This is a genomic window from Skermania piniformis (assembly GCF_019285775.1).
In the GTDB taxonomy this organism is placed as follows: Bacteria; Actinomycetota; Actinomycetes; order Mycobacteriales; family Mycobacteriaceae; genus Skermania; species Skermania pinensis.
The window spans coordinates 298,430-317,736 of record NZ_CP079105.1 but is presented as its reverse complement, the minus strand read 5'-3'; the positions used below and the strand labels follow the sequence as shown (position 1 = coordinate 317,736).

The 19,307-nt window shown below is 67.6% G+C and carries 19 protein-coding genes, 1 tRNA gene and 1 other RNA gene; 12 read left to right on the top strand and 9 right to left on the bottom strand.

Going from position 1 to position 19,307, the window contains the following annotated elements; translation table 11 throughout:
- Window positions 1-127: 127 nt before the first annotated feature.
- From KV203_RS01450 to KV203_RS01440, 3 genes are all read right to left on the bottom strand, one after another.
- Window positions 128-2,263 carry a 3-hydroxyacyl-CoA dehydrogenase NAD-binding domain-containing protein gene (locus KV203_RS01450; protein WP_066467241.1) on the bottom strand — a complete coding sequence of 712 codons (2,136 nt, stop codon included), beginning with the start codon at window positions 2,261-2,263 and terminating at the stop codon, window positions 128-130.
- Between the two features lie 61 nt (window positions 2,264-2,324).
- Window positions 2,325-3,539, bottom strand: coding sequence for an acetyl-CoA C-acetyltransferase (locus KV203_RS01445; protein WP_066466995.1), 1,215 nt, complete (start codon window positions 3,537-3,539; stop codon window positions 2,325-2,327).
- A gap of 124 nt (window positions 3,540-3,663) precedes the next feature.
- On the bottom strand, window positions 3,664-5,724 hold the full coding sequence (locus KV203_RS01440) for a DNA polymerase III subunits gamma/tau (RefSeq protein WP_066466996.1): 2,061 nt from the start codon (window positions 5,722-5,724) through the stop codon (window positions 3,664-3,666).
- A 229-nt stretch (window positions 5,725-5,953) separates the two neighbouring features.
- Here KV203_RS01440 and KV203_RS01435 point away from each other — a divergent pair, with 229 nt between their 5' ends.
- The 3 genes from KV203_RS01435 to KV203_RS01425 all read left to right on the top strand — a co-directional run bounded on the left by KV203_RS01435 (window position 5,954) and on the right by KV203_RS01425 (window position 9,918).
- Window positions 5,954-7,165, top strand: a complete 1,212-nt coding sequence (locus KV203_RS01435) for an ammonium transporter (protein ID WP_066467242.1) — start codon at window positions 5,954-5,956, stop codon at window positions 7,163-7,165.
- Between the two features lie 191 nt (window positions 7,166-7,356).
- Entirely contained in the window at window positions 7,357-8,574 is a 1,218-nt protein-coding gene (locus tag KV203_RS01430; RefSeq protein WP_169797447.1) for a glycosyltransferase family 4 protein, read from the top strand.
- Between the two features lie 87 nt (window positions 8,575-8,661).
- Window positions 8,662-9,918 carry a glycosyltransferase family 4 protein gene (locus KV203_RS01425; RefSeq protein ID WP_083529776.1) on the top strand — a complete coding sequence of 419 codons (1,257 nt, stop codon included), beginning with the start codon at window positions 8,662-8,664 and terminating at the stop codon, window positions 9,916-9,918.
- On the opposite strand, the gene KV203_RS01420 is transcribed toward KV203_RS01425, so the two are convergent.
- Both KV203_RS01420 and KV203_RS01415 read right to left on the bottom strand, forming a co-directional pair.
- Window positions 9,881-10,456 carry an HhH-GPD-type base excision DNA repair protein gene (locus KV203_RS01420; protein ID WP_066466999.1) on the bottom strand — a complete coding sequence of 192 codons (576 nt, stop codon included), beginning with the start codon at window positions 10,454-10,456 and terminating at the stop codon, window positions 9,881-9,883. The two genes, KV203_RS01425 and KV203_RS01420, sit on opposite strands and share 38 nt — an antisense overlap.
- 50 nt (window positions 10,457-10,506) lie before the next feature.
- Complete coding sequence (locus KV203_RS01415) at window positions 10,507-10,671, bottom strand: hypothetical protein (protein WP_157079658.1); 165 nt, start codon at window positions 10,669-10,671, stop codon at window positions 10,507-10,509.
- An 88-nt stretch (window positions 10,672-10,759) separates the two neighbouring features.
- On the opposite strand from KV203_RS01415, the gene KV203_RS01410 reads away from it, so the two are divergent.
- A complete protein-coding gene (locus KV203_RS01410) occupies window positions 10,760-11,572 on the top strand; it encodes a methyltransferase domain-containing protein (RefSeq protein WP_066467243.1) in 813 nt (270 codons plus the stop codon).
- A 3-nt stretch (window positions 11,573-11,575) separates the two neighbouring features.
- Here KV203_RS01410 and KV203_RS01405 read toward each other — a convergent pair whose 3' ends face one another.
- On the bottom strand, window positions 11,576-12,868 hold the full coding sequence (locus KV203_RS01405) for an aspartate aminotransferase type Ic (protein ID WP_373279191.1): 1,293 nt from the start codon (window positions 12,866-12,868) through the stop codon (window positions 11,576-11,578).
- 112 nt (window positions 12,869-12,980) lie between these two features.
- An RNA gene (ffs, locus tag KV203_RS01400) (signal recognition particle sRNA small type) lies at window positions 12,981-13,075 on the bottom strand.
- An 85-nt stretch (window positions 13,076-13,160) separates the two neighbouring features.
- Here ffs and KV203_RS01395 point away from each other — a divergent pair.
- The 7 genes from KV203_RS01395 to KV203_RS01365 all read left to right on the top strand — a co-directional run bounded on the left by KV203_RS01395 (window position 13,161) and on the right by KV203_RS01365 (window position 16,681).
- Window positions 13,161-13,248, top strand: a tRNA-Ser gene (locus tag KV203_RS01395).
- Window positions 13,249-13,334: 86 nt separating this feature from the next.
- On the top strand, window positions 13,335-13,583 hold the full coding sequence (locus KV203_RS01390) for a hypothetical protein (RefSeq protein WP_066467246.1): 249 nt from the start codon (window positions 13,335-13,337) through the stop codon (window positions 13,581-13,583).
- 83 nt (window positions 13,584-13,666) lie between these two features.
- The gene (locus tag KV203_RS01385) at window positions 13,667-13,855 is read left to right on the top strand and encodes a (2Fe-2S)-binding protein (RefSeq protein ID WP_083529777.1); all 189 of its coding nucleotides are present in this window, start codon (window positions 13,667-13,669) and stop codon (window positions 13,853-13,855) included.
- Window positions 13,856-13,941: 86 nt separating this feature from the next.
- On the top strand, window positions 13,942-14,427 hold the full coding sequence (gene bfr / locus KV203_RS01380) for a bacterioferritin (protein WP_066467001.1): 486 nt from the start codon (window positions 13,942-13,944) through the stop codon (window positions 14,425-14,427).
- A 28-nt stretch (window positions 14,428-14,455) separates the two neighbouring features.
- Window positions 14,456-14,941, top strand: coding sequence for a DUF309 domain-containing protein (locus KV203_RS01375; protein ID WP_066467002.1), 486 nt, complete (start codon window positions 14,456-14,458; stop codon window positions 14,939-14,941).
- Window positions 14,934-15,845 (top strand): tRNA glutamyl-Q(34) synthetase GluQRS, encoded by a 912-nt coding sequence (gluQRS, locus tag KV203_RS01370; protein WP_066467003.1) that lies wholly within the window; start codon window positions 14,934-14,936, stop codon window positions 15,843-15,845. The genes KV203_RS01375 and gluQRS overlap by 8 nt, the downstream gene beginning before the upstream one ends.
- A 62-nt stretch (window positions 15,846-15,907) precedes the next feature.
- A complete protein-coding gene (locus tag KV203_RS01365) occupies window positions 15,908-16,681 on the top strand; it encodes an RDD family protein (RefSeq protein WP_066467004.1) in 774 nt (257 codons plus the stop codon).
- 122 nt (window positions 16,682-16,803) lie between these two features.
- Here KV203_RS01365 and KV203_RS01360 read toward each other — a convergent pair whose 3' ends face one another.
- Window positions 16,804-17,031, bottom strand: a complete 228-nt coding sequence (locus tag KV203_RS01360) for a DUF4190 domain-containing protein (RefSeq protein ID WP_169797448.1) — start codon at window positions 17,029-17,031, stop codon at window positions 16,804-16,806.
- A gap of 327 nt (window positions 17,032-17,358) precedes the next feature.
- Between KV203_RS01360 and KV203_RS01355 the strand changes: the two genes are divergently transcribed.
- A complete protein-coding gene (locus KV203_RS01355) occupies window positions 17,359-18,102 on the top strand; it encodes a queuosine precursor transporter (protein ID WP_246600427.1) in 744 nt (247 codons plus the stop codon).
- On the opposite strand, the gene tgt is transcribed toward KV203_RS01355, so the two are convergent.
- Complete coding sequence (gene tgt / locus KV203_RS01350) at window positions 18,047-19,276, bottom strand: tRNA guanosine(34) transglycosylase Tgt (protein WP_373279193.1); 1,230 nt, start codon at window positions 19,274-19,276, stop codon at window positions 18,047-18,049. The genes KV203_RS01355 and tgt overlap by 56 nt on opposite strands.
- Window positions 19,277-19,307: the final 31 nt, after the last annotated feature.

Below are 19,307 nucleotides of genomic sequence, written 5' to 3'. Positions count from 1 at the left end.
GAGAGATTGCCACGCCAGGCAGGTTTAAGGTGCCGATCGGGAACCGATACCCCGCCCGAGCGACGGCCGGAACGAGAAGAACCCATGCCCCGGGTAGGGGCATGGGTTCTCGCGTCCTACCGGTCGATCAGCTCTTCAGGCTGGCCGGCGGAGTGAACCGCTCGCCGTACTTGGCCGCCAACTCTTCCGCCCGGGCGACGAACGCCGCCTGGCCGCCCGGGTAGCCGACGATGAACTGGTGCACGCCACCGGTCCAGGCCGGGAAGCCGATGCCGAAGATCGAGCCGATGTTCGCGTCCGCCGTGGTGGTCAGCACACCCTCGTCGAAGCACTTCTGGGTCTCGATCGCCTCGGCGAACAACATCCGGTCGACCAGGTCCTGGAACGGTACGACGTCGTCGGTCGAGGTCTTGAAATGCTCGCGCAGCGTCGGCCACAGGCCCAGCCGCTTGCCGTCCTCGTCGTACTCGTAGAAGCCGGCCTTCTCGAGCCGGCCCGGCCGGCCCTGCTCAACCATGTAGTCGACGACGACCTGCGCCGGATGCCGCTCGCTGCCCATCGTGGTGTCCCCACGCTCGGCTGCTTCCGCGGTCTCCTTGGCGATCTTCTGCATGAGCTTCATGTTCAGCTCGTCGGTCAGCTGCAGCGGCGCCGCCGGGTAGCCCGCGTGCATTCCCGCCTGCTCGATCGTCTGCGGGTCCACGCCCTCGGCGAGGAACGCGATCGCCTCGTTGACGAACGTGCCGATCACCCGCGAGGTGAAGAAGCCACGGCTGTCGTTCACCACGATCGGCGTCTTCTTGATCGCCAAGGTGTAGTCGAATACCCGGGCCAGCGCCTCGTCCGAGGTCTTCTCACCGCGGATGATCTCGACCAGCGGCATCTTGTCCACCGGGGAGAAGAAGTGGATGCCGATGAAATCCTCTTGCCGCTTGACCCCGGCGGCGAGACCGGTGATCGGCAGCGTGGAGGTGTTCGACCCGAGCAGCGCGTCCGGGGTGACGACGTCCTCGATCTCCTGGAACACCTTGTGCTTGAGTTCGGTGTTCTCGAAGACCGCCTCGATCACGAAGTCGACGCCGGCGAAGTCGGCCGGGTCCGCGGTCGGGGTGATCCGATCGAGCAGTGCCTTGGACTTCTCCTCGGTGGTTCGGCCGCGGGACAGCGCCTTCGCCTCGATCTTCTCCGAGTAGTTCTTGCCGCGTTCGGCGGCTTCCAGGGTGACGTCCTTGAGCACGACGTCCATCCCGGCTTTTGCCGAAACGTAGGCGATGCCGGCGCCCATCATCCCGGCCCCGAGCACACCGACCTTCTTGATCTCCCGCTTCGGGATGTCCTTCGGGCGGGATCCACCGTTGTTGATCGACTGGAGATCGAAGAAGAACGCCTGGATCATGTTCTTCGCGACCGGGCCGGTGAGCAGGCTGACGAAGTACCGCGACTCGATCAGCGAGGCGTTGTCGATGTCGACCTGCGCACCTTCGACCGCGGCGGCCATGATGGCCCGCGGCGCCGGCATGTTGGCGCCCTTGAGCTGCTTACGCAGGTTGGCCGGGAACGCCGGAAGGTTGGCCGCGAACGCCGGCGACGACGGGGTGCCGCCGGGGATCTTGAAGCCCTTCTTGTCCCACGGCTGCACGCCGCCCTCGGGGTTTGCCTTGATCCACGCCTTGGCCGCGGGGATCAGCTCCTCGACCGTGCCGACGAGCTCGTCGACCAGACCGAGTTCCTTGGCCTTCGCCGGGCGGTTGCGCTGGCCCTGCAGCAGGACCTGGAGCAGCGCGGTCTGCAGACCGAGCATGCGAACCGTCCGGATAATCCCGCCGCCGGCCGGCAGCAGGCCGAGCGTCGCCTCGGGCAGGCCGATCTGCGAGCCCGGCACGTCGGCCGCGATCCGGTGGTGACAGGCCAGCGCGATCTCCAGACCGCCGCCCAGCGCCGCTCCGTTGATCGCGGCGACGACCGGCTTGCCCAGCTGCTCCAGCCGCCGCAACGCGCCTTTGATCTCGGTCAGCTCGGCCATGATGTCCGGCGCATTCTCCGGAGTGGTCTGCATCATGTTCTTCAGGTCACCGCCGGCGAAGAAGGTCTTCTTCGCCGAGGTCAGCACGACCCCGGCGATATCGTCCTTCTCCGCCTCGAGCCGGTCGACGGTCGCCGCCATCGACGCCTTGTACAGCTCGTTCATCGTGTTGGCGCCCTGGTTCGGGTCGTCCATCGTCAGGGTGACGATGCCATCGGCATCTTTGTCCCAGGCAATCATGTTGTCGGTCACGTCGTTCTCGGTCACTACGCTGTGTCTCCTTCGAAAATCTTTGTCCGGGTCAGACGCGCTCGATGATCGTGGCCACGCCCATGCCGCCACCGACGCACAGCGTGAGCAACGCATAGCGGCCGTTGCGCCGCTCCAGCTCGTCCACCATGGTTCCGGTGATCATCGCGCCGGTGGCACCGAGCGGGTGGCCCATCGCGATCGCACCACCGTTGACGTTCAGCTTCTCGTCCGGGATGTTCAGATCTTTCTGGAACTTCAACACCACCGAAGCGAACGCCTCGTTCAGCTCGAACAGGTCGATGTCGTCGACCGTCAGGCCCGCCTTGGCCAGCACCTTCTTGGTGGCCGGAGTGGGTCCGGTGAGCATGATGGTCGAGTCCGCACCGCTGGTGGCCGTCGCGACGATCCGCGCCCGCGGGGTGAGCCCGGACGCCTTACCCGCCTCTTCGTTGCCGACCAGCAGCAGCGCCGCGCCGTCGACGATGCCGGAGCTGTTGCCGCCGTGGTGGACGTGGTTGATCTTCTCCACGAAGTGGAACTTCTGCAGCGCCACCGCGTCGAACCCGCCCATCTCGCCCACCATCGCGAACGACGGGGTCAGCTTGGCCAGGTCCTCCAGCGTCGTGCCGGGCCGCATGTGCTCGTCGTGATCGAGGACGACCAGACCGTTGATGTCCTTGACCGGAACGACCGACTTGGCGAAGTAGCCGCCGGACCAAGCCGCCGCAGCGCGCTCCTGCGAACGCACCGCGTACGCGTCCACGTCCTCGCGGCTGAAGCCCTCGATGGTGGCGATCAGGTCGGCACCCACACCCTGCGGAACGAAGTAGGTGTCGTAGTTGGTGGCCGGGTCGAGCGCCCACGGCCCGCCGTCGCTGCCCATCGGAACGCGCGACATCGACTCGACACCGCCGGCCAGAACCAGCTCGTCGAACCCGGAACGCACCTTCTGCGCGGCCGTGTTCACGGCCTCCAGGCCGGAAGCGCAGAAGCGGTTCAGCTGCACCCCACCGACGGTGTCGGGCAGGCCGGTCGCGGTGACCACGACCCGAGGGAGATCGGCACCCTGATCGCCGACCGGTGCGACGACGCCGAGGACGAAATCATCGATCCGATCTTCGTCCAGATCGGGAAACCGGTTGCGCAGCTCCTGAACCAGACCGGAGATCAGGTCGATCGGCTTGACCGAATGCAACGATCCGGTTTTCTTACCCTTACCTCGCGGGGTTCGGATCGCTTCGTAGATATACGCCTCTGTTGCCACTGTGACGTTTTCCTTCCGTGTGTGCGTCGTCGCACGGGACGCCGGTGAGACTCCGTCGACAGCGTACCGCCTCGGCGCGACAGGGGCGAATCCCGGTTAACTTAAGGCAGCGGCGAAGCCTGCTTCAGGTGATTCGCCGAGCGCCCAACTCGGACCGTAGCAACTCCATTGCAACTTCATCGGGATCCCGGCGTTGCTCAGCCGGCACGGGTCGCGCCGACTCGGCGAACATCTCCTCTTCGTCGTCGGCAGCCGTCGCACTCGCCCCGGACGCGCTCGATCCGGCCGCGCCGGATCCGGCCGCGCTCGATCCTGACACCGTCGAACCAGGCCGGGTCGGCGGGGACGCGGGCGCCGGCTCGGGGTCGTCCGGCAGATCCGGGCCGTCCGGCAGCGGCACTTCGTCATCGGCGCGGGCGCGGCTGGGCCGCGAGTACCGAGGTGTCTCGGCCACCCGAGTCGGCGCCGGACGCGCCGGTGGGGTCGGGCGAGCCGCTTCGCCGGTGTCGTACCGCACCTGCCAATCCACCCCGAACAGGTCGCGCAGTGCCTCGCGAATGACGTCGGCGTTGCGCGGCTCGACCAGCCGACGGGCCAGCGGCGCCGATTCGTGCGATAGCACGATCGTGCCACGCTCGACCGTCGCCACCTGGGCACCGGCGAGCATCACCTCGACAGTGCGGCTGCGCATCCGTACCTTCGCCCGCACCTCCGGCCACGCTGCCCGAACCGCCGCGGTATCCGGCTCCGCGATCGATTCGGCCGCCGCCGGCGGCGACTTCGGCGCGGGCCGCTCCGACCCGCCGGCTGCGGGCTGCGGCTCGGCGGGCTGGGGCTCGGCGGGCTGGGGCTCGGCCGGCTCGGGTTCGACCACCGGGGCCACCGGGGTCGGGGTCGGGGTCGGGGGAACGGTCGCCCCACGGACCTGTGCCATCGCCTCCGCCCCGCGGCGCTTCGGTGCGGGCGCCACCGACGAAGGCGGCGAGTGCTGCGCCGGCGCCGCCGCGACACCGGGCGCGTCCGGCAGGGTCAGCTCCAACCGCCGTTCCAGCCGTTCGATGCGCTGCAGGGCTGCCGACTCGGCGTCGGCCACCGACGGAAGCAGCAGCCGCGCGCTGATCACCTCCAGCAGCAGTCGCGGTGCAGTCGCCCCGCGCATCTCGCCCAACCCGGCATGCACCAGCTCCGCGTATCGCGCCAGGGTGGCCGGCCCGATCCGGTCCGCCTGGTCCCGCATCCGATCGAGCACATCCGCCGGCGCGTCCACCAGACCGCGTGCGCCGGCGTCCGGCACCGCCCGGAGCAGGATCAAATCACGGAGCCGGTCGAGGAGATCGATCGCAAACCGGCGCGGATCGTGGCCCGACTCGACCACCTTGTCGACCGCTCCGAACAGACCGGCACCGTCGTGCGCCCCGAGCGCGTCCACCGCTTCGTCGATCAGCGCGATGTCGGTGACGCCGAGCAGGCCGAGGGCCCGCGGATAGGTGACCCCCTCCGGGCCCGCCCCGGCCAACAGTTGGTCGAGAAGGCTCAGCGAATCCCGCGGCGATCCCCCGCCGGCCCGGATGACCAGCGGGAACACCGCGTCGGCGACCACCATTTGCTCGTGCGCGCAGATCCGCTCGAGCAGACCACGCATACTCGCCGGCGGGAGCAGCCGGAACGGGTAATGATGCGTGCGCGACCGGATGGTCGGCAGCACCTTGTCCGGCTCGGTGGTCGCGAAAACGAAGATCAGGTGCTCCGGCGGTTCCTCGACGATCTTCAACAGCGCATTGAAGCCCGCGGTGGTGACCATGTGCGCCTCGTCGACGATGAACACGCGGTACCGCGACTCGGCCGGCGCGAAGACCGCGCGGTCGCGCAGCTCACGGGTGTCGTCGACCCCGCCGTGGCTGGCCGCATCCAGCTCGATCACGTCCAGGTTGCCCGGCCCGCCCGGGGCCAGTGCGATGCAGGAGTCGCACACGCCGCACGGAGATGCGGTCGGCCCCTGCACACAATTCAACGAACGGGCCAGGATCCGGGCCGACGAGGTCTTACCGCATCCGCGCGGACCGCTGAAGAGATAGGCATGGTTGATCCGGCCCGCGTCCAAAGCGATGCTCAACGGCTCGGTGACGTGCTCCTGGCCGACGACGTCGGAGAAGGTCGCCGGTCGATACTTCCGGTAGAGCGCCACCCGGCGAGACTACCCAGCCGCACCGACAGTGGACGGCGACGGCGCTCCGCCCGACACCGGCCGACCACAGGCACGCCACGAAACCACCACGAAACACTGCCGAAACAAGCCGGTAGCCCGGCGGCAACGCCGGGCCGCCATCCTCGGGCGAACCCTCGGTCCGAGAGGAACGCCTGTGCCCGCATCCATCGACCCCGCCGCAACCGCCTGGCTACTGGCCAGCACGGCGATGGTCCTGCTCATGACGCCCGGCCTCGCCGTGTTCTACGGCGGCATGGTGCGCTCGACCGGCGTGCTCAACATGATCATGATGAGCTTCATCTCGATCCCGCTGGTGACCGTCACCTGGCTGCTCGTCGGCTACAGCCTCGCGTTCACCGAGGGCAACGGCCTGATCGGCGGACTCGATCACCTGGGATTGCGCGGGATCCACCCCGACACCGCGCACGGCTCGGTTCCCGAGCTGCTCTTCATCACCTTCCAGCTCACGTTCGCGATCATCACCGCCGCATTGATCAGCGGCGCGATCGCCGACCGGGCCAGGTTCGCCACCTGGATGATCTTCGTGCCGATCTGGGCCCTGGCGGTATACGCGCCGATCGCGCACTGGGTGTGGGGTCCCGGCGGTTGGCTGGCCCGGTGGGGCACCCTGGACTATGCGGGCGGCCTCGTCGTCGAGATCGCTTCCGGGGCGTCGGCCCTGGCCTTGGCGATCGTGCTGGGCCCGCGGATCGGCTTCCGGGTCGATGCGATGCGACCGCACAACCTGCCGCTGGTGCTGCTCGGCGCCGGGCTGCTCTGGTTCGGCTGGTTCGGGTTCAACGCCGGATCGGCCCTGAAAGCCGATGGCATCGCTGCCGCAGTGTTTCTGAACACGCTGGTCGCAGCCTGTCTGGCGATGCTCGGCTGGCTCGCCGTGGAACAGGTTCGAGACGGCCGCCCGACCACCTTCGGCGCTGCGTCCGGAGTGGTGGCCGGCCTCGTCGCCATCACCCCGGCCTGCGGCACCGTGAACCCGCTCGGCGCGGCCGTGGTCGGGCTCGCCGCCGGCGTCGTCTGCGCCTTCGCGGTCGGCTGGAAGTTCCGGTTCGGTTACGACGATTCGCTCGATGTGGTCGGCGTGCATTACGTCGGCGGCGTCATCGGTGTGCTGCTGATCGGACTGCTCGCCGACTCGGTGATGACCGGCGGGCCGACCGGGCTGATTCACGGCGGCGGGCTGGGCCAACTCGGCAAGCAGGCGCTGGCCGCGATCGTGGTCAGCGGCTACGCGTTCACCGTGTCGTTCCTGCTCGGCAAACTGCTGGACGTCACCGTCGGTTTCCGGATCAGCCCCGAGGACGAAACCGAGGGAATCGACGGGGTGCTGCATGCCGAGACCGCCTACGCGGAGGGGGTGCACGGCCGTAATCCGAAGCGTCCCGGTGCCGGCCTGGGCTGACTCGGGACCTGCGACCAACCCATCCCAAATCACGATATCTGTTCGTTTTGCGGTTTGTATCGCGGATGGGGCATCATTCAATGGTGCAAGATCAAAAAATTTGGTCGCCATTCACCCGCCAAGCCGAAGATCGGCAGCCGGATCGCACCGTCCCCGCCGGAGCCCGAACGCGGACCCGACGCATCCTGCACGTGAACAAGTTCCGCTACCGCCGCGGCGGCGCCGAGTCGTACATGCTCGACCTGGCTGCGTCCCAACGCGCCGAGGGCCATCAAGTCGCCATCTTCGCGATGGAACATCCGGACAACGAACCGGATCCGAACGACGATCTCTATCCCGCCCGGATGGAGCTCAACCCGCCCCCCGAAACGGTGGGCGAACGGGTCGGAACCGCACTGGGCGTGCTGTACCGACGGGACGCCCGCGTCGCGATGGACCGGATGCTGCAACGCTTCCAGCCCGACGTGGTGCATCTGCACAACATTTATCACCAACTGTCGCCGTCGATTCTGCGGCCGATCGCCAAGCGGTCGGTCCCGGCGGTGATGACGCTGCACGACTACAAGTTGGCCTGCCCCACCTACCAGTTCCTGGACCACGGGCAGATCTGCGAAGCATGTATCTCGCGCAAATTCGGCAACGCGGTCAAGCGGCGCTGTAACCAGGGTTCGTTGACCGGGAGCACACTCTCCGCGATCGAACTCACCGCACATACCTACCTGGGCGCCTACGGTCCGATCGACCGATTCCTCTGCCCGAGCCGGTTCCTGCTGCAGAAGATGGCCCAAGCCCGGGTCTACCCGGATCGGCTGCGGCATCTACCCAACTTCTGCGATGTGACCGGTATCGATCCGGCCGCCGGACCGGGTCGCGGGGTGCTTTACGCCGGTCGGCTGTCCGCCGAGAAGGGCGTCGACACGCTGATCGATGCCGCCGCACTGCTGCCGGCCGGAATCGACGTGACGATCGCCGGCGACGGACCGGAACGAGCCGAACTCGAGCAACGAGCGATCCGTACCGGGGTCGCCGATCGCGTGCATTTCCGCGGCCGGGTGAACCGCGACGAGGTGCATGCGGCGATGCGCGCGGCGGCGGTCGTCGTCGTGCCCTCCCGCTGGTACGAGAACCAGCCGATGACCATCCTGGAGGCCTTCGGCTGCGCCCGCCCGGTCGTCGCCACCCACCTCGGCGGCCTCCCCGAGCTGGTTCGCGACGGCATCACCGGCCGGCTGGTACCGCACGACGACCCGGCCGCCCTCGCTCGCGCCCTGGCCGAGGTGGTGGCTGCGGAATCCGCCGTCGCACCCGCGGACTCGATGGGTGCCGCCGCGCGGGCGTACACCGTCGAACGATCGTCGCTGCGGCGACACCTGCAGGACCTCGAGGCGATCTATTCGGAGTTGGCCTAGGCCCAACCGGGCCGGCTCCCACACCGACTCGTTCCCACACCGGATCGGACACACGAAGCACGTAGGCACGCAAGATGGAGGCGACCGATGGGGTTGCGTATTGCCATGCTCGGTACCCGAGGCGTCCCGGCCACCTTCGGCGGCATCGAGCATCACGTCGAAGAGATCGGCTCGCGGCTGGCGCAGCGCGGCCATGAAGTGACCGTCTACGCCCAGCGCGGCTACGTCAGCGAGGTCCTCGACCCGGGCGCCGAGGAGTACCGCGGCATGCGGGTCGTGCAGCTCGACCCCCTCCCCGGGCGTGGCGTCGAAGCATTCACCCATGCTGCCGCCGCAACCGCGGTTGCGCTGCGGGAACGGCAGGAGGTATTGCACTACCACGCCGTCGGACCCGGCCTGTTCACCCCGTTTGCCCGCGCCGCCTGGGACACGGTGATCGTCCAGACGATCCACGGTCTCGACGCCGATCGTGCCAAGTGGGGCTGGGCACCGCGCCAGGCACTACGGCTGGGCACCTGGCTCAGCGCCCGTGTACCGCACCGGACGATCACCGTGTCCCAGGCGCTCGACGACGAATACCGCGTGCGCTACGGACGGACCTGCGTCGCGATCCCGAACGGCATCAACACCCGGCCCCACCGAGAGCCGAAACTGATCACGGAGAAGCACGGTCTGCACGGCGGGGACTATCTGTTGTTCGTCGGTCGGCTGGTCCCGGAGAAGCGTCCGGACCTGCTGATCGAGACGTTCGCCCGGGTCACCGACGACGAGCTGAAGCTGGTCGTGGTCGGCGGTTCCGGCGACACCGACGAGTACGTCGACCAGCTGCACACGATGGCCGCACGGGACCGTCGGGTGATCATGCCGGGCTACACCTACGGTCCGGAACTCGACGAGATGTTCAGCAACGCACGGCTGTTCGTGCAACCCTCAGACCTGGAGGGGCTGCCACTGACGCTGCTGGAGGCGGTCGGCGCCGGCTGCAACGTCGTCGCCTCGGACATCCCGCCCCACCTGGAGATCGTGCCGGAAGATCAGCCCGGCGGGCGGCTGTTCGCCCACGGCGACACCGACGCGATGTTCGATGCGATCACCCGTGGCCTGGCCGACCGGTCGGTCGATTCGGACCTCCCGGACACCATTCGCGCGACCTACACCTGGACGAACTGCGTCGACGCCCTGGAGGAGGTCTACTACGAGTCGGCCGCCATCGCCACGCGCGGCCGACGCGGCCGTCCGGCGGGCATCGATTCCGTCCCGGTCGGCTCGGCGTCGGTCAGCTCCGCCGCGGTCGGCTCCGCCGCGGTCAGCGCTGCTTGGCCGCCGCCTTCGCCTTCCGCTTGAACTCCCGGACCTCCTGCAACGTCTCGGCATCGACCACGTCGGCGACCGACCGACGGGAGCCCGGCTCGCTGTAGTCGCCGGCGACCTGCTGCCAGCCGGCCGGCTGCACGTCCAATTGCTTGGCCAGCAAAGCGATGAAGATCTTCGCCTTCATCGCCCCCCAGCCGGGTAAGACCGTCAGCCGGTCGAAGACCTCCTGCGCATCCGGATCGTCGGCCGACCAGATCTCCTCGGTTCGACCGTCGTACTGCTCGACGATCAGTCGGGCGATCTCCTGGATTCGCGTGGCCATCGCCTTGGGGAAACGATGGATCGCCGGCGGCGTCGAGCAGAGTGCGACGAAATCGTCTTCGTTTGCTGCCGCGATCGTAGCGACATCGAAGCTGCCCATTCGCTGTTCGATCTTGTACGGCCCGGTGAACGCAGCTTCCATCGGAAACTGCTGGTCCAGGGTCATCCCGATCAGCAAGGCGAACTGATCGTCGGCGAGCAACCGGTCGGCCGCCGGATTCTGGGCAATGCAGAGGGTGGGCGCCATGTCTCGATCCTGCCACGCGTGGCCGACACCGCTCGAGCGCTGCGCCGCGATCAGTTCATGTACTGGCAGACCTCCGCCGTCAGTCCCGACCGACCGATACAGCTCGCCCACTCGCCGATTCCGGCGAGTATCCCGGGTACGCCCCGGAACAGCGCGTCCGGCAACAGTGGCAGTCCGTCGACGATGATGCCGACCACGTCGATACCGAAAATCATCAGCTTTGCCCTATCCGTCGATCGAGGCACCCCGGAATCCGGAGTGACGCCGATCACATTTTTGTCGTCGGAACGCTACCCTCGAATCATGACCGAACAACTGGCGACGCAGGTGGATCGGATCGACAAACTCGACGTCGATCGGGTGATCGACGTGCTCGATATGCAGGCTGCGCTGCCGGGTCTGCACCGCTTGCGCACCTGGGCGGACGCCGCGCTCGCGGTGTCGCCCGGCGAACACGTCGTCGACATCGGGTCCCACACCGGTGCCCAGGTCATCGCACTCGCCGACGCGGTCGGCCCGACCGGTGCGGCGATCGGCGTCGAACCCAATCCCGGTCTGCTGGCGGCGGCTGAGCGGGACGCGGCGCAGGCCGGATCCACGGCTCGATTCGTGCCCGGTGACGCCTACGGCCTGCCGTTCGGCGCCGAGCGATTCGACGTGGTCCGCTGCGAGCGGGTTTTTCAGCACCTCACCAGCCCGGCCCGGGCGGCCCGGGAAATCGCCCGGGTGTTGCGGCCCGGTGGCCGCACGATGGTGATCGACAGCGACTGGGGCACGGCGATCATGTACCCGGGGGAACCGGAGGTGATGCGGGCGATCACCGAGACGATGCGCGCCCACACACCCAACCCGTACTCCGGCCGGCGGCTGCCCGGTCTGTTGACCCAAGCCGGCCTAGAGGTCGCCGACATCGGCTCGCAGGCGCTGATTCAGCATCGATCGGTCGGCAGCGGACCGCTGATCCAGCTGCTCACCGACCGCGCCGTGGCTCGCGGCTCGATCACCGACCGACAGCGCACGAGCCTGCTGGCCGACTTGACCGCGGGCGCCCGCACCGGCGACTTCCACATGTCGGTGACGATGTTCGCCGTTCTGGCCCACAAGCCCGGGCGCTGACGTTCACCGCTGCCCGACGGACACCGATTCCGGAGCGTCCGCGCCCAGCAGCTTCTCCGCAGCAGCCAGCAGCACACAGGTAGCGACCGCATCGATGGCGGCACCGAGCTCCGCGAGGTTCGGGTAGCTCGGCGCCAGCCGGATGTTGCGGTCGTCCGGGTCGCTTCCGTACGGAAATGTCGCCCCGGCCGGGGTCAGCGCGACACCCGCGTCCCGGGCCAGCCCGACGACGCGGCCGGCTGTTCCGTCCAGCACATCCAGGCTGACGAAGTAGCCGCCCGCCGGGCGGGTCCAGTCGGCCACTTTCGCCGCGCCGAGCCGTTCCGTCAGCACCCGCTCCACCAGCGCAAACTTCGGCGCCAGAATCTCGCGGTGCCGGGCCATATGCGCCCGGACGCCGTCCGCGGTGCCGAAGAAGCGCGCGTGCCGCAACTGATTGATCTTGTCCGGACCGATCGAACGCACCGCGGAGCTGCGTAGGTACCACGTTATGTTCGCCGTGGACGCGCCCAGGAACCCGATCCCGGCGCCGGCAAAACTGATCTTCGAGGTCGAAGCGAACACCAGCGGCCGGTCCGGCTGACCGGCATCGGCCGCCATGCCGAGCACGTCGAGCACCGGAGCGGTGGCGGCGACCAGCGGATGCACCGCGTAGGCGTTGTCCCACATCAGCCGGAAATCGGGCGCCGCGGCCGGCATGCCGACCAACTCGCGAACCACCCGCTCGGAATAGACGACGCCGGTCGGATTCGCGTAGTTCGGTACTGCCCACAGGCCTTTGATCGTCGGATCGGTCGCCACCAGATCGGCGACGACGTCCATATCCGGGCCGTGCGGGCGCATCGGCACCCGGATCAACTCGAAACCCAGCTGCGCGGCGAGCGCAAAGTGCCGGTCGTATCCCGGACTGGGGCAGAGAAACTTGCGGCCCGGCTCGGCGAACCACGGTCCCGCACCACCCGGGACGCCGTAGAGCAACGCGAAGGTGAGCGTGTCGTGCATCAGCTCCAGGCTGGAGTTGTTGCCGGCGAGCAGGTTGTCCACGCCGATCCCGAGCAACTCGCCGAAGATCGCTCGCAGCTCCGGCAAACCGGCGGCGCCACCGTAGTTACGGCAGTCGGTACCGGCCGCATCACGAAAGTCGAGTCCCGGCAGACTCAACAGGTCGTCGGCCAGATCGAGCTGCTCGGGTGCCGGCTTGCCCCGGGTCAGGTCCAGATTCAGTCGACGCTCTCGCAGCTGCTGGTAATTCGCCGCCTGCCGCTGGTATTCCTCGCGGAGTTGCTCGAGACTCATCGACCCGTACCGGTCAAGCATCGGATTGCAGACCCTTTCGGCATGCGCAGGACCGACGGTCGATACCGATCGATACGAGGGTCCGACGCGACCGCGGATTCCCGACTGAGGCAGTAGGGGACCCCGCGCACCCGGCAGAGCCCGTTGACCCTTGCTGCCTTCCGGCCCTGGGGGAGTTCACAGGATGCGCGCCGCGCGGGATCCGGCGCCAAGTGTAGCTGCTCCCGGAACCACACCGGCCAGGTTCCAGGTGTCGGTCGACCCGGCCATCGGCTGCGGTAAGCTCACCCGCGGAGGATTCGCCTAGTGGCCTATGGCGCTCGCCTGGAACGCGGGTTGGGTTAACGCCCTCGCGGGTTCAAATCCCGCATCCTCCGCCAGATCGGTGCGAGGCCGGGCCTCCTGGCGGCCGGTGGTGCCCGAGGCACGGACCGGTGCCGCACAGCCCGAGTTCAGGAAGTTCGGAGTGGCCGGCACCCTTCTTTCCATCGCGTTCGCCTGCGGCGTGATTATCGCGGTATCGCACGTGGTGAACGGCAGTTTCGTGGCCCCGATCTACGACGTGGTGGCGAACCTGGTGTCGTTCACCTGTGCGTGTGCCGCATCGCTGCTGCTCAATCATCTCCTCGCCGCAACTTTCGCCGCCATCGCGATCGCATGCTGGCTGTTCCTGGCGGCCCGCACGTACCGCGCCCGCCGAACCCCACGGCCTTAACCAGATATCCCGCCGGAACGCAAGTCTTGTTTCCCTCGGCGGCGGATGTCAGCATAGGCTAACTTCACTTCGAGGAGCGGGCCATGTACGTGTGTATCTGCGCAGCTGTTCCCGACTGCGAAGTTCGTTCCTGCATCGCCCGCGGTGCCCGGACCGTCGAAGAGGTGGGCGACGGCTGCGGTGCCGGCACCGGCTGCGGCTCGTGTCATGATCGAATCGACGTTCTTCTGGCCGCTGCACAAGGTCTGGAAGGCCTGCCTATCTCGGCATAAGGCAATCCTCGTGAGGTAATCCTGACGTCCGAGCGGCCGTTGACCGTCGCTAGCGTCGTAGTTCCCTACTACGTCAGGACACCGAAATGCAGGGTAATCCGGAAGTTATCGCACTACTCAACGAGCAGCTGACCAGTGAGCTGACCGCGATCAACCAGTATTTCCTCCATGCCAAGATGCAGCAGAACTGGGGTTTGACCAAGCTCGCCGCCTACACCAGGGGCGAGTCCATCGACGAGATGCGGCACGCGGAGAAGATCACCGATCGCATCCTGTTCCTCGAAGGACTCCCCAACTACCAGCGTTTGGGCACCCTGGAGATCGGCCAGACCGTGCGCGAGCAGCTGCAGGCCGATATGGCAATCGAGCTGGCCGTGGTGGACCGGCTGCGGCCGGGCATCGCGCTGTGCCGGGAGAAAGGCGATATCACATCGGCGAATCTGCTCGAGGAGATCCTCGCCGACGAAGAGCACCACATCGACTACATCGAGACCAATCTCGAGCTGATGGACAAACTCGGCGAGCAGCTCTACCTGGCCCAGCTGGTCGATCAGCCACCGACTGCCGGTTGATCGACCCACGCACGCCGTTCACCGGGATATGACCGACCGCAACCGCGACCCGGACGGGCGGGCCCGCAACGCCCGCCCGCGGGACGAGTTGGGCCGCCCGTTGCCGCCGGGCAGCATCGGCGTCGAGCGTATCCCGGACGACCTCGACCTCGACCCGGCGGAATCGCTGCGTTACGCCCAAGAGCTGCTGGACCGCGGGCGCGCGTTCCATGCCCATGAAGTACTCGAGGCGGCGTGGAAGAACGGACCGGACACCGAGCGCAACCTCTGGCAAGGCCTGACCCAACTGGCCGTCGGGATCACCCATATTCAGCGCGGGAACCGCAAGGGGGCGTTGCTGCTGCTGCGTCGTGCGGCTGCCCGCCTGGCGGCGGAACCGCCGCCGCCGTACCGGATCGACATAACCGGGCTGACCGAGTTCGCCGCCGCCCTGGTCGCCGAGCTGACCGCCGGTACCGCCCCGGACCGGATCGCGGCCACCCGACTGCGCCCCGCGCTCACCACCGATGGCTGACGGCCGGTTCGCCCCCAGCCCGTCCGGCGACCTCCACCTGGGCAATCTGCGAACGGCGCTGCTGGCCTGGTTGTTCGCTCGATCGACCGGCAGTCGGTTTCGGTTGCGATTCGACGATCTGGACCGGGTCCGGCCGGGCGCCGCGCAGCGCCAGCGCGACGACCTCGCGGCACTCGGGATCGACTGGGACCCGCCGGTCTGGCGACAGTCCGAGCGCGCGTCGGCATATGCCGACGCGATCACCGACCTGGCCGACCGCGGCGCCACCTACGAGTGCTACTGCACCCGGCGGGAGATCCAGCAGGCACCGAGCGCACCGCACGCGCCGCCGGGCGCCTATCCCGGAACCTGCCGCAACCTGTCCGCCGGACGTCGAGCAGAACTCCAGGCCGACGGCCGACGACCAGCGCTCCGGCTGCGCGCCACGGTCGACGAGTTCACCGTGATCGACGATCTGCGCGGCCGCTATACCGGCAGTGTCGACGATCTGGTGCTTCGCCGCGGCGACGGGGTCGTCGCCTACAACCTGGCGGTCGTCGTGGACGACGCCGCACAACGGATCGAGCAGGTGGTCCGCGGCGGCGACCTCCTCGCCTCGACACCGCGGCAGGCGTACCTCGCATCGGTGCTCGGTCTGCCGCCACTGCGCTACGCGCACGTGCCGCTGGTACTGAACGCCGACGGGCGGCGGCTCGCCAAACGGGACGGCGCGGTGACCCTGGCCGACCGACGCGCCCGCGGCCAGTCCCCAGCCGAGGTTCGGCGCGCGCTATCGCACTCCCTCGACCTGCCCGCGACCGACACGATCGAGCAGTTGCTCACCGCCTTCGATCCGGACAAACTGCCCAGGTCGCCATGGCGCTACACCGACGCTCGAACCACCCTTACACCTCGGCTGACCTGACCGAATATGCCGTAGGCTCAGGGTGAGCGGCACCGAATTGTCGGACTACGAGGGATGATCAGATGACAGTCGGCGGACATGACCCGAAGCAGAATCCACCCGGCGGACCCGAGTACCCCGGATCGGGCGCGGCACCGGGATACGGCCAGCAACCGGGCTATGGTCAGCAACCCGGCTATGGTCAGCAGCCCGGTTACGGCCAGCCAAATCAGTACCCCGGTTCCGGCCAGCAGCAACCCGACTACGGTCAGCAGCCCGGCGGCTACCCGAGCTATGGTCAGCAACCTGAGTACGGCCAGCAGCCGAGCTACGCGCAACCACCGGGCTACGGTCAGCAGCCGGGTTACGGTCAGCCTTCGGCGGACCCGTTCGGCGCGCCCGGACAAGCCGGCTTGGCTACCTGGGGACAACGCGCCGTGGCCTACCTGTTCGACGCGGCGATCCTGGTCGTCGGATACCTCATCGTCCTGCTGTTGGCGGGAATCCTCGGACAGATCTCCAATGGACTCGGGTCTTTCGTAGGATTCGTCGGATATCTGGCCGTCATCGGCGTCGGCATCTACTTCACCTATATGACCGGACAGACCGGCGCCAGCCCGGGCAAACGGCTCGTCGGGCTGAAGGTCATCGGCGAGCAGAGCGGGCAGCCGATCGGCGGCGGCATGGGCGTCGTGCGCGGCCTTGCCCATATCGTGGACGCGCTGCCCTGCTATATCGGATACCTGTTCCCGTTGTGGGACGAGAAGCGGCAGACCCTGGCCGACAAGATCATGTCCACCGTCGTGCTCACGAACCAGCCCAAGCAGAGCTTCAGCGCCGACCTGTTCCGGCTTTGAGCCGACGGTCGCAATAAAGCCGACAAGAGCGCACGTCCGGGCCCCCGGACGTGCGCTCTTGTCGTTTGTCTATGCGTGTCGTTTGTCTGTGCGTGTCGTTGCCTACTGCGTGTCGGCGTCGTCTATGCGCCGGTCGCCGCCGCGAACGACACGGTCCAGACGAAAAAGACCACGTAGCAGAGCAGCAACACGCCACCGATCACCAACCCGGCGATGGCGAGACCGCGGCCACCCTGACCCGTTTGTTGAATCTGTCGCCAGGCAACAAAGCCGAGCACGACCCCGATGATCGAGCCGAGGCCGCAGGTCACCAGGCCGACACACGAAGCAATAAACGAGGCGATCGCCAATCCGTTGGTCCCGGTCGCCGCTGGCGGAGCCGAATACTGCGGTGGCGGATATCGGGTTTGCTCCGAATACGACGGCTCGGAATACGACGGCTCCGAACGCTGAGGTTGATCGACGTACCGGTCCTGATCGGAATGCTGAGGTTGATCGGGCTGAGGTTGGCCTGGCCGGTCCGAATGCCGTACCTGCTCCGACGGCACCGGGCTCGGAAGTTGTTGTTGCGGTGGAAGCTTTTGGGTGGCCGGCTGGTCCGTGCCGCCCGACTCGCTCGTCATCGCTCCAGCCTACCGAGCGGACCACCCCCACCCGACGCTTGCGACGATGAATCCGTGACCAAGACCCGCGGGGGCTACTACCCCGTTCTGACCGCGATCTTCACCGCCACGTTGATCATCTCCAACGTCTGCGCCACGAAGGGCGTCACCTTCTTGGCGGACCTGCATATCCAGCTCGGTCCGGTGCAACTGTTGCCGATCAACACCGACGGCGCCTTCTTCCTCTTTCCGCTCGCCTACATCATCGGCGACGTGCTCAGCGAGGTGTACGGCTTCCGCGCGGCGCGGCGCGCGATCCTGGTGGGCTTCGGTGCGCTGCTGCTGGCCGCATTGTCGTTCTGGATCACCACCGAGCTGCCGCCCGCCCCGTTCTATCCCCATCAGGACGCCTTGGTCACCGTGATCGGCGTCGTTCCGCGGCTGGTGATCGCCGGGCTGGCCGCCTACCTGGTCGGTCAGCTGCTGAACTCTCTGGCACTGGTCATCATCAAAAGATGGACCGGTGATCGGCAGCTGTGGTTGCGCCTGATCGGGTCCACGGTGGTGGGTGAGTTCGCCGACACCTTGATCTTCTGCAGCATCGCCGCCGGTGTCATCGGGATCACCACCTGGGCCGACTTCGTCAACTATGTGATCGTCGGATTCGTCTGGAAAACCATGGTGGAGGTGTTCGTGCTGCCGGTGACCTACCGAGTGATTGCGCTGATCAAGCGGCACGAGCACGACGTCGCCGCCGCACCGGTCAGCCCTGGGGCACCGTCCGCCGCGGCCGCCACCGACCCAACGTCTCGGCTTTGAACTCGTCGAACCGACCCGCTGCGATGCTGTCCCGGATCGCGTCGACCAGTCGGATCGTGAACCGCTCGTTGTGGATCGTGCACAGCGTTCCGGCGAGCATTTCCTTCGCCTTGAACAGGTGGTGCAGATACGCCTTGGTGTAGTGCGCACAGGTGTAGCAATCGCACTCGTCGTCGATCGGCGTGAAGTCGCGACGGAACTCCGCGCGGTCGACGTTGTACCGGCCGTCCGCGGTGTAGACCGCCGCATTACGCGCCACCCGGGACGGATTTACGCAGTCGAAGGTGTCCGCGCCGTTCTCGACCGCGGCAAAGATGTCCTCCGGCTCGCTGATCCCCAACATGTGTCGCGGCCGCTCCTCGGGCAGCTCGTCGCAGCACCAACCGACGATCGTGCCGAGGTTGTCCTTCTCCAGTGCACCGCCGATCCCGTACCCGTCGAATCCGCGCCCGTCCGGCCCGGTGATCGCAGCCAACCCGCGGCAGGCCGCACGTCGCAGATCCTCGTACTGCGCACCCTGCACGACACCGAAGAGCGCCTGGTAAGGCCGGCCCACGCGTTCTGCGGTGAGTCGCCGATGCTCGTCGACGCAGCGTTGCGCCCAGTCGTGCGTGCGCCGGACCGACTTCTCCTGATACCCGCGGGTGTTCAGAAGCGTGGTCAGCTCGTCGAAGGCGAAGATGATGTCGGCGCCCAACTGATGCTGGATCCGCATCGACACCTCGGGGGTGAACCGGTGCCGCGATCCGTCCAGGTGCGATTTGAAGGTGACCCCATCGTCGTCCACCGTCGCCAGCCGCTCCTTGCCGGCCGCGATCACGGCGTCCGAGCGCACGTCCACCGCGTCCATCGCGAGCACCTTCTTGAACCCGACGCCGAGGCTCATCACCTGGAATCCGCCGCTGTCGGTGAAGGTCGGGCCCGGCCAGTTCATGAACGCACCCAGGCCACCGGCGGCGTCGACGATGTCGGGTCCCGGCTGTAGATAGAGGTGGTATGCATTGGCCAGCACGGCCTGCGCGCCCAGCTCACGCACGGTCTCCGGCAACACCGACTTCACCGTCGCCTTGGTTCCGACCGGAACGAACGCCGGCGTCCGGATCTCGCCGTGCGGGGTACGGATGATTCCGGTACGGCCGTGCCGTCCGGGCAGGCGGGTACCGATGGTGAACACCGCTGCGACACTACCGCCCGCCCCCAGCCGG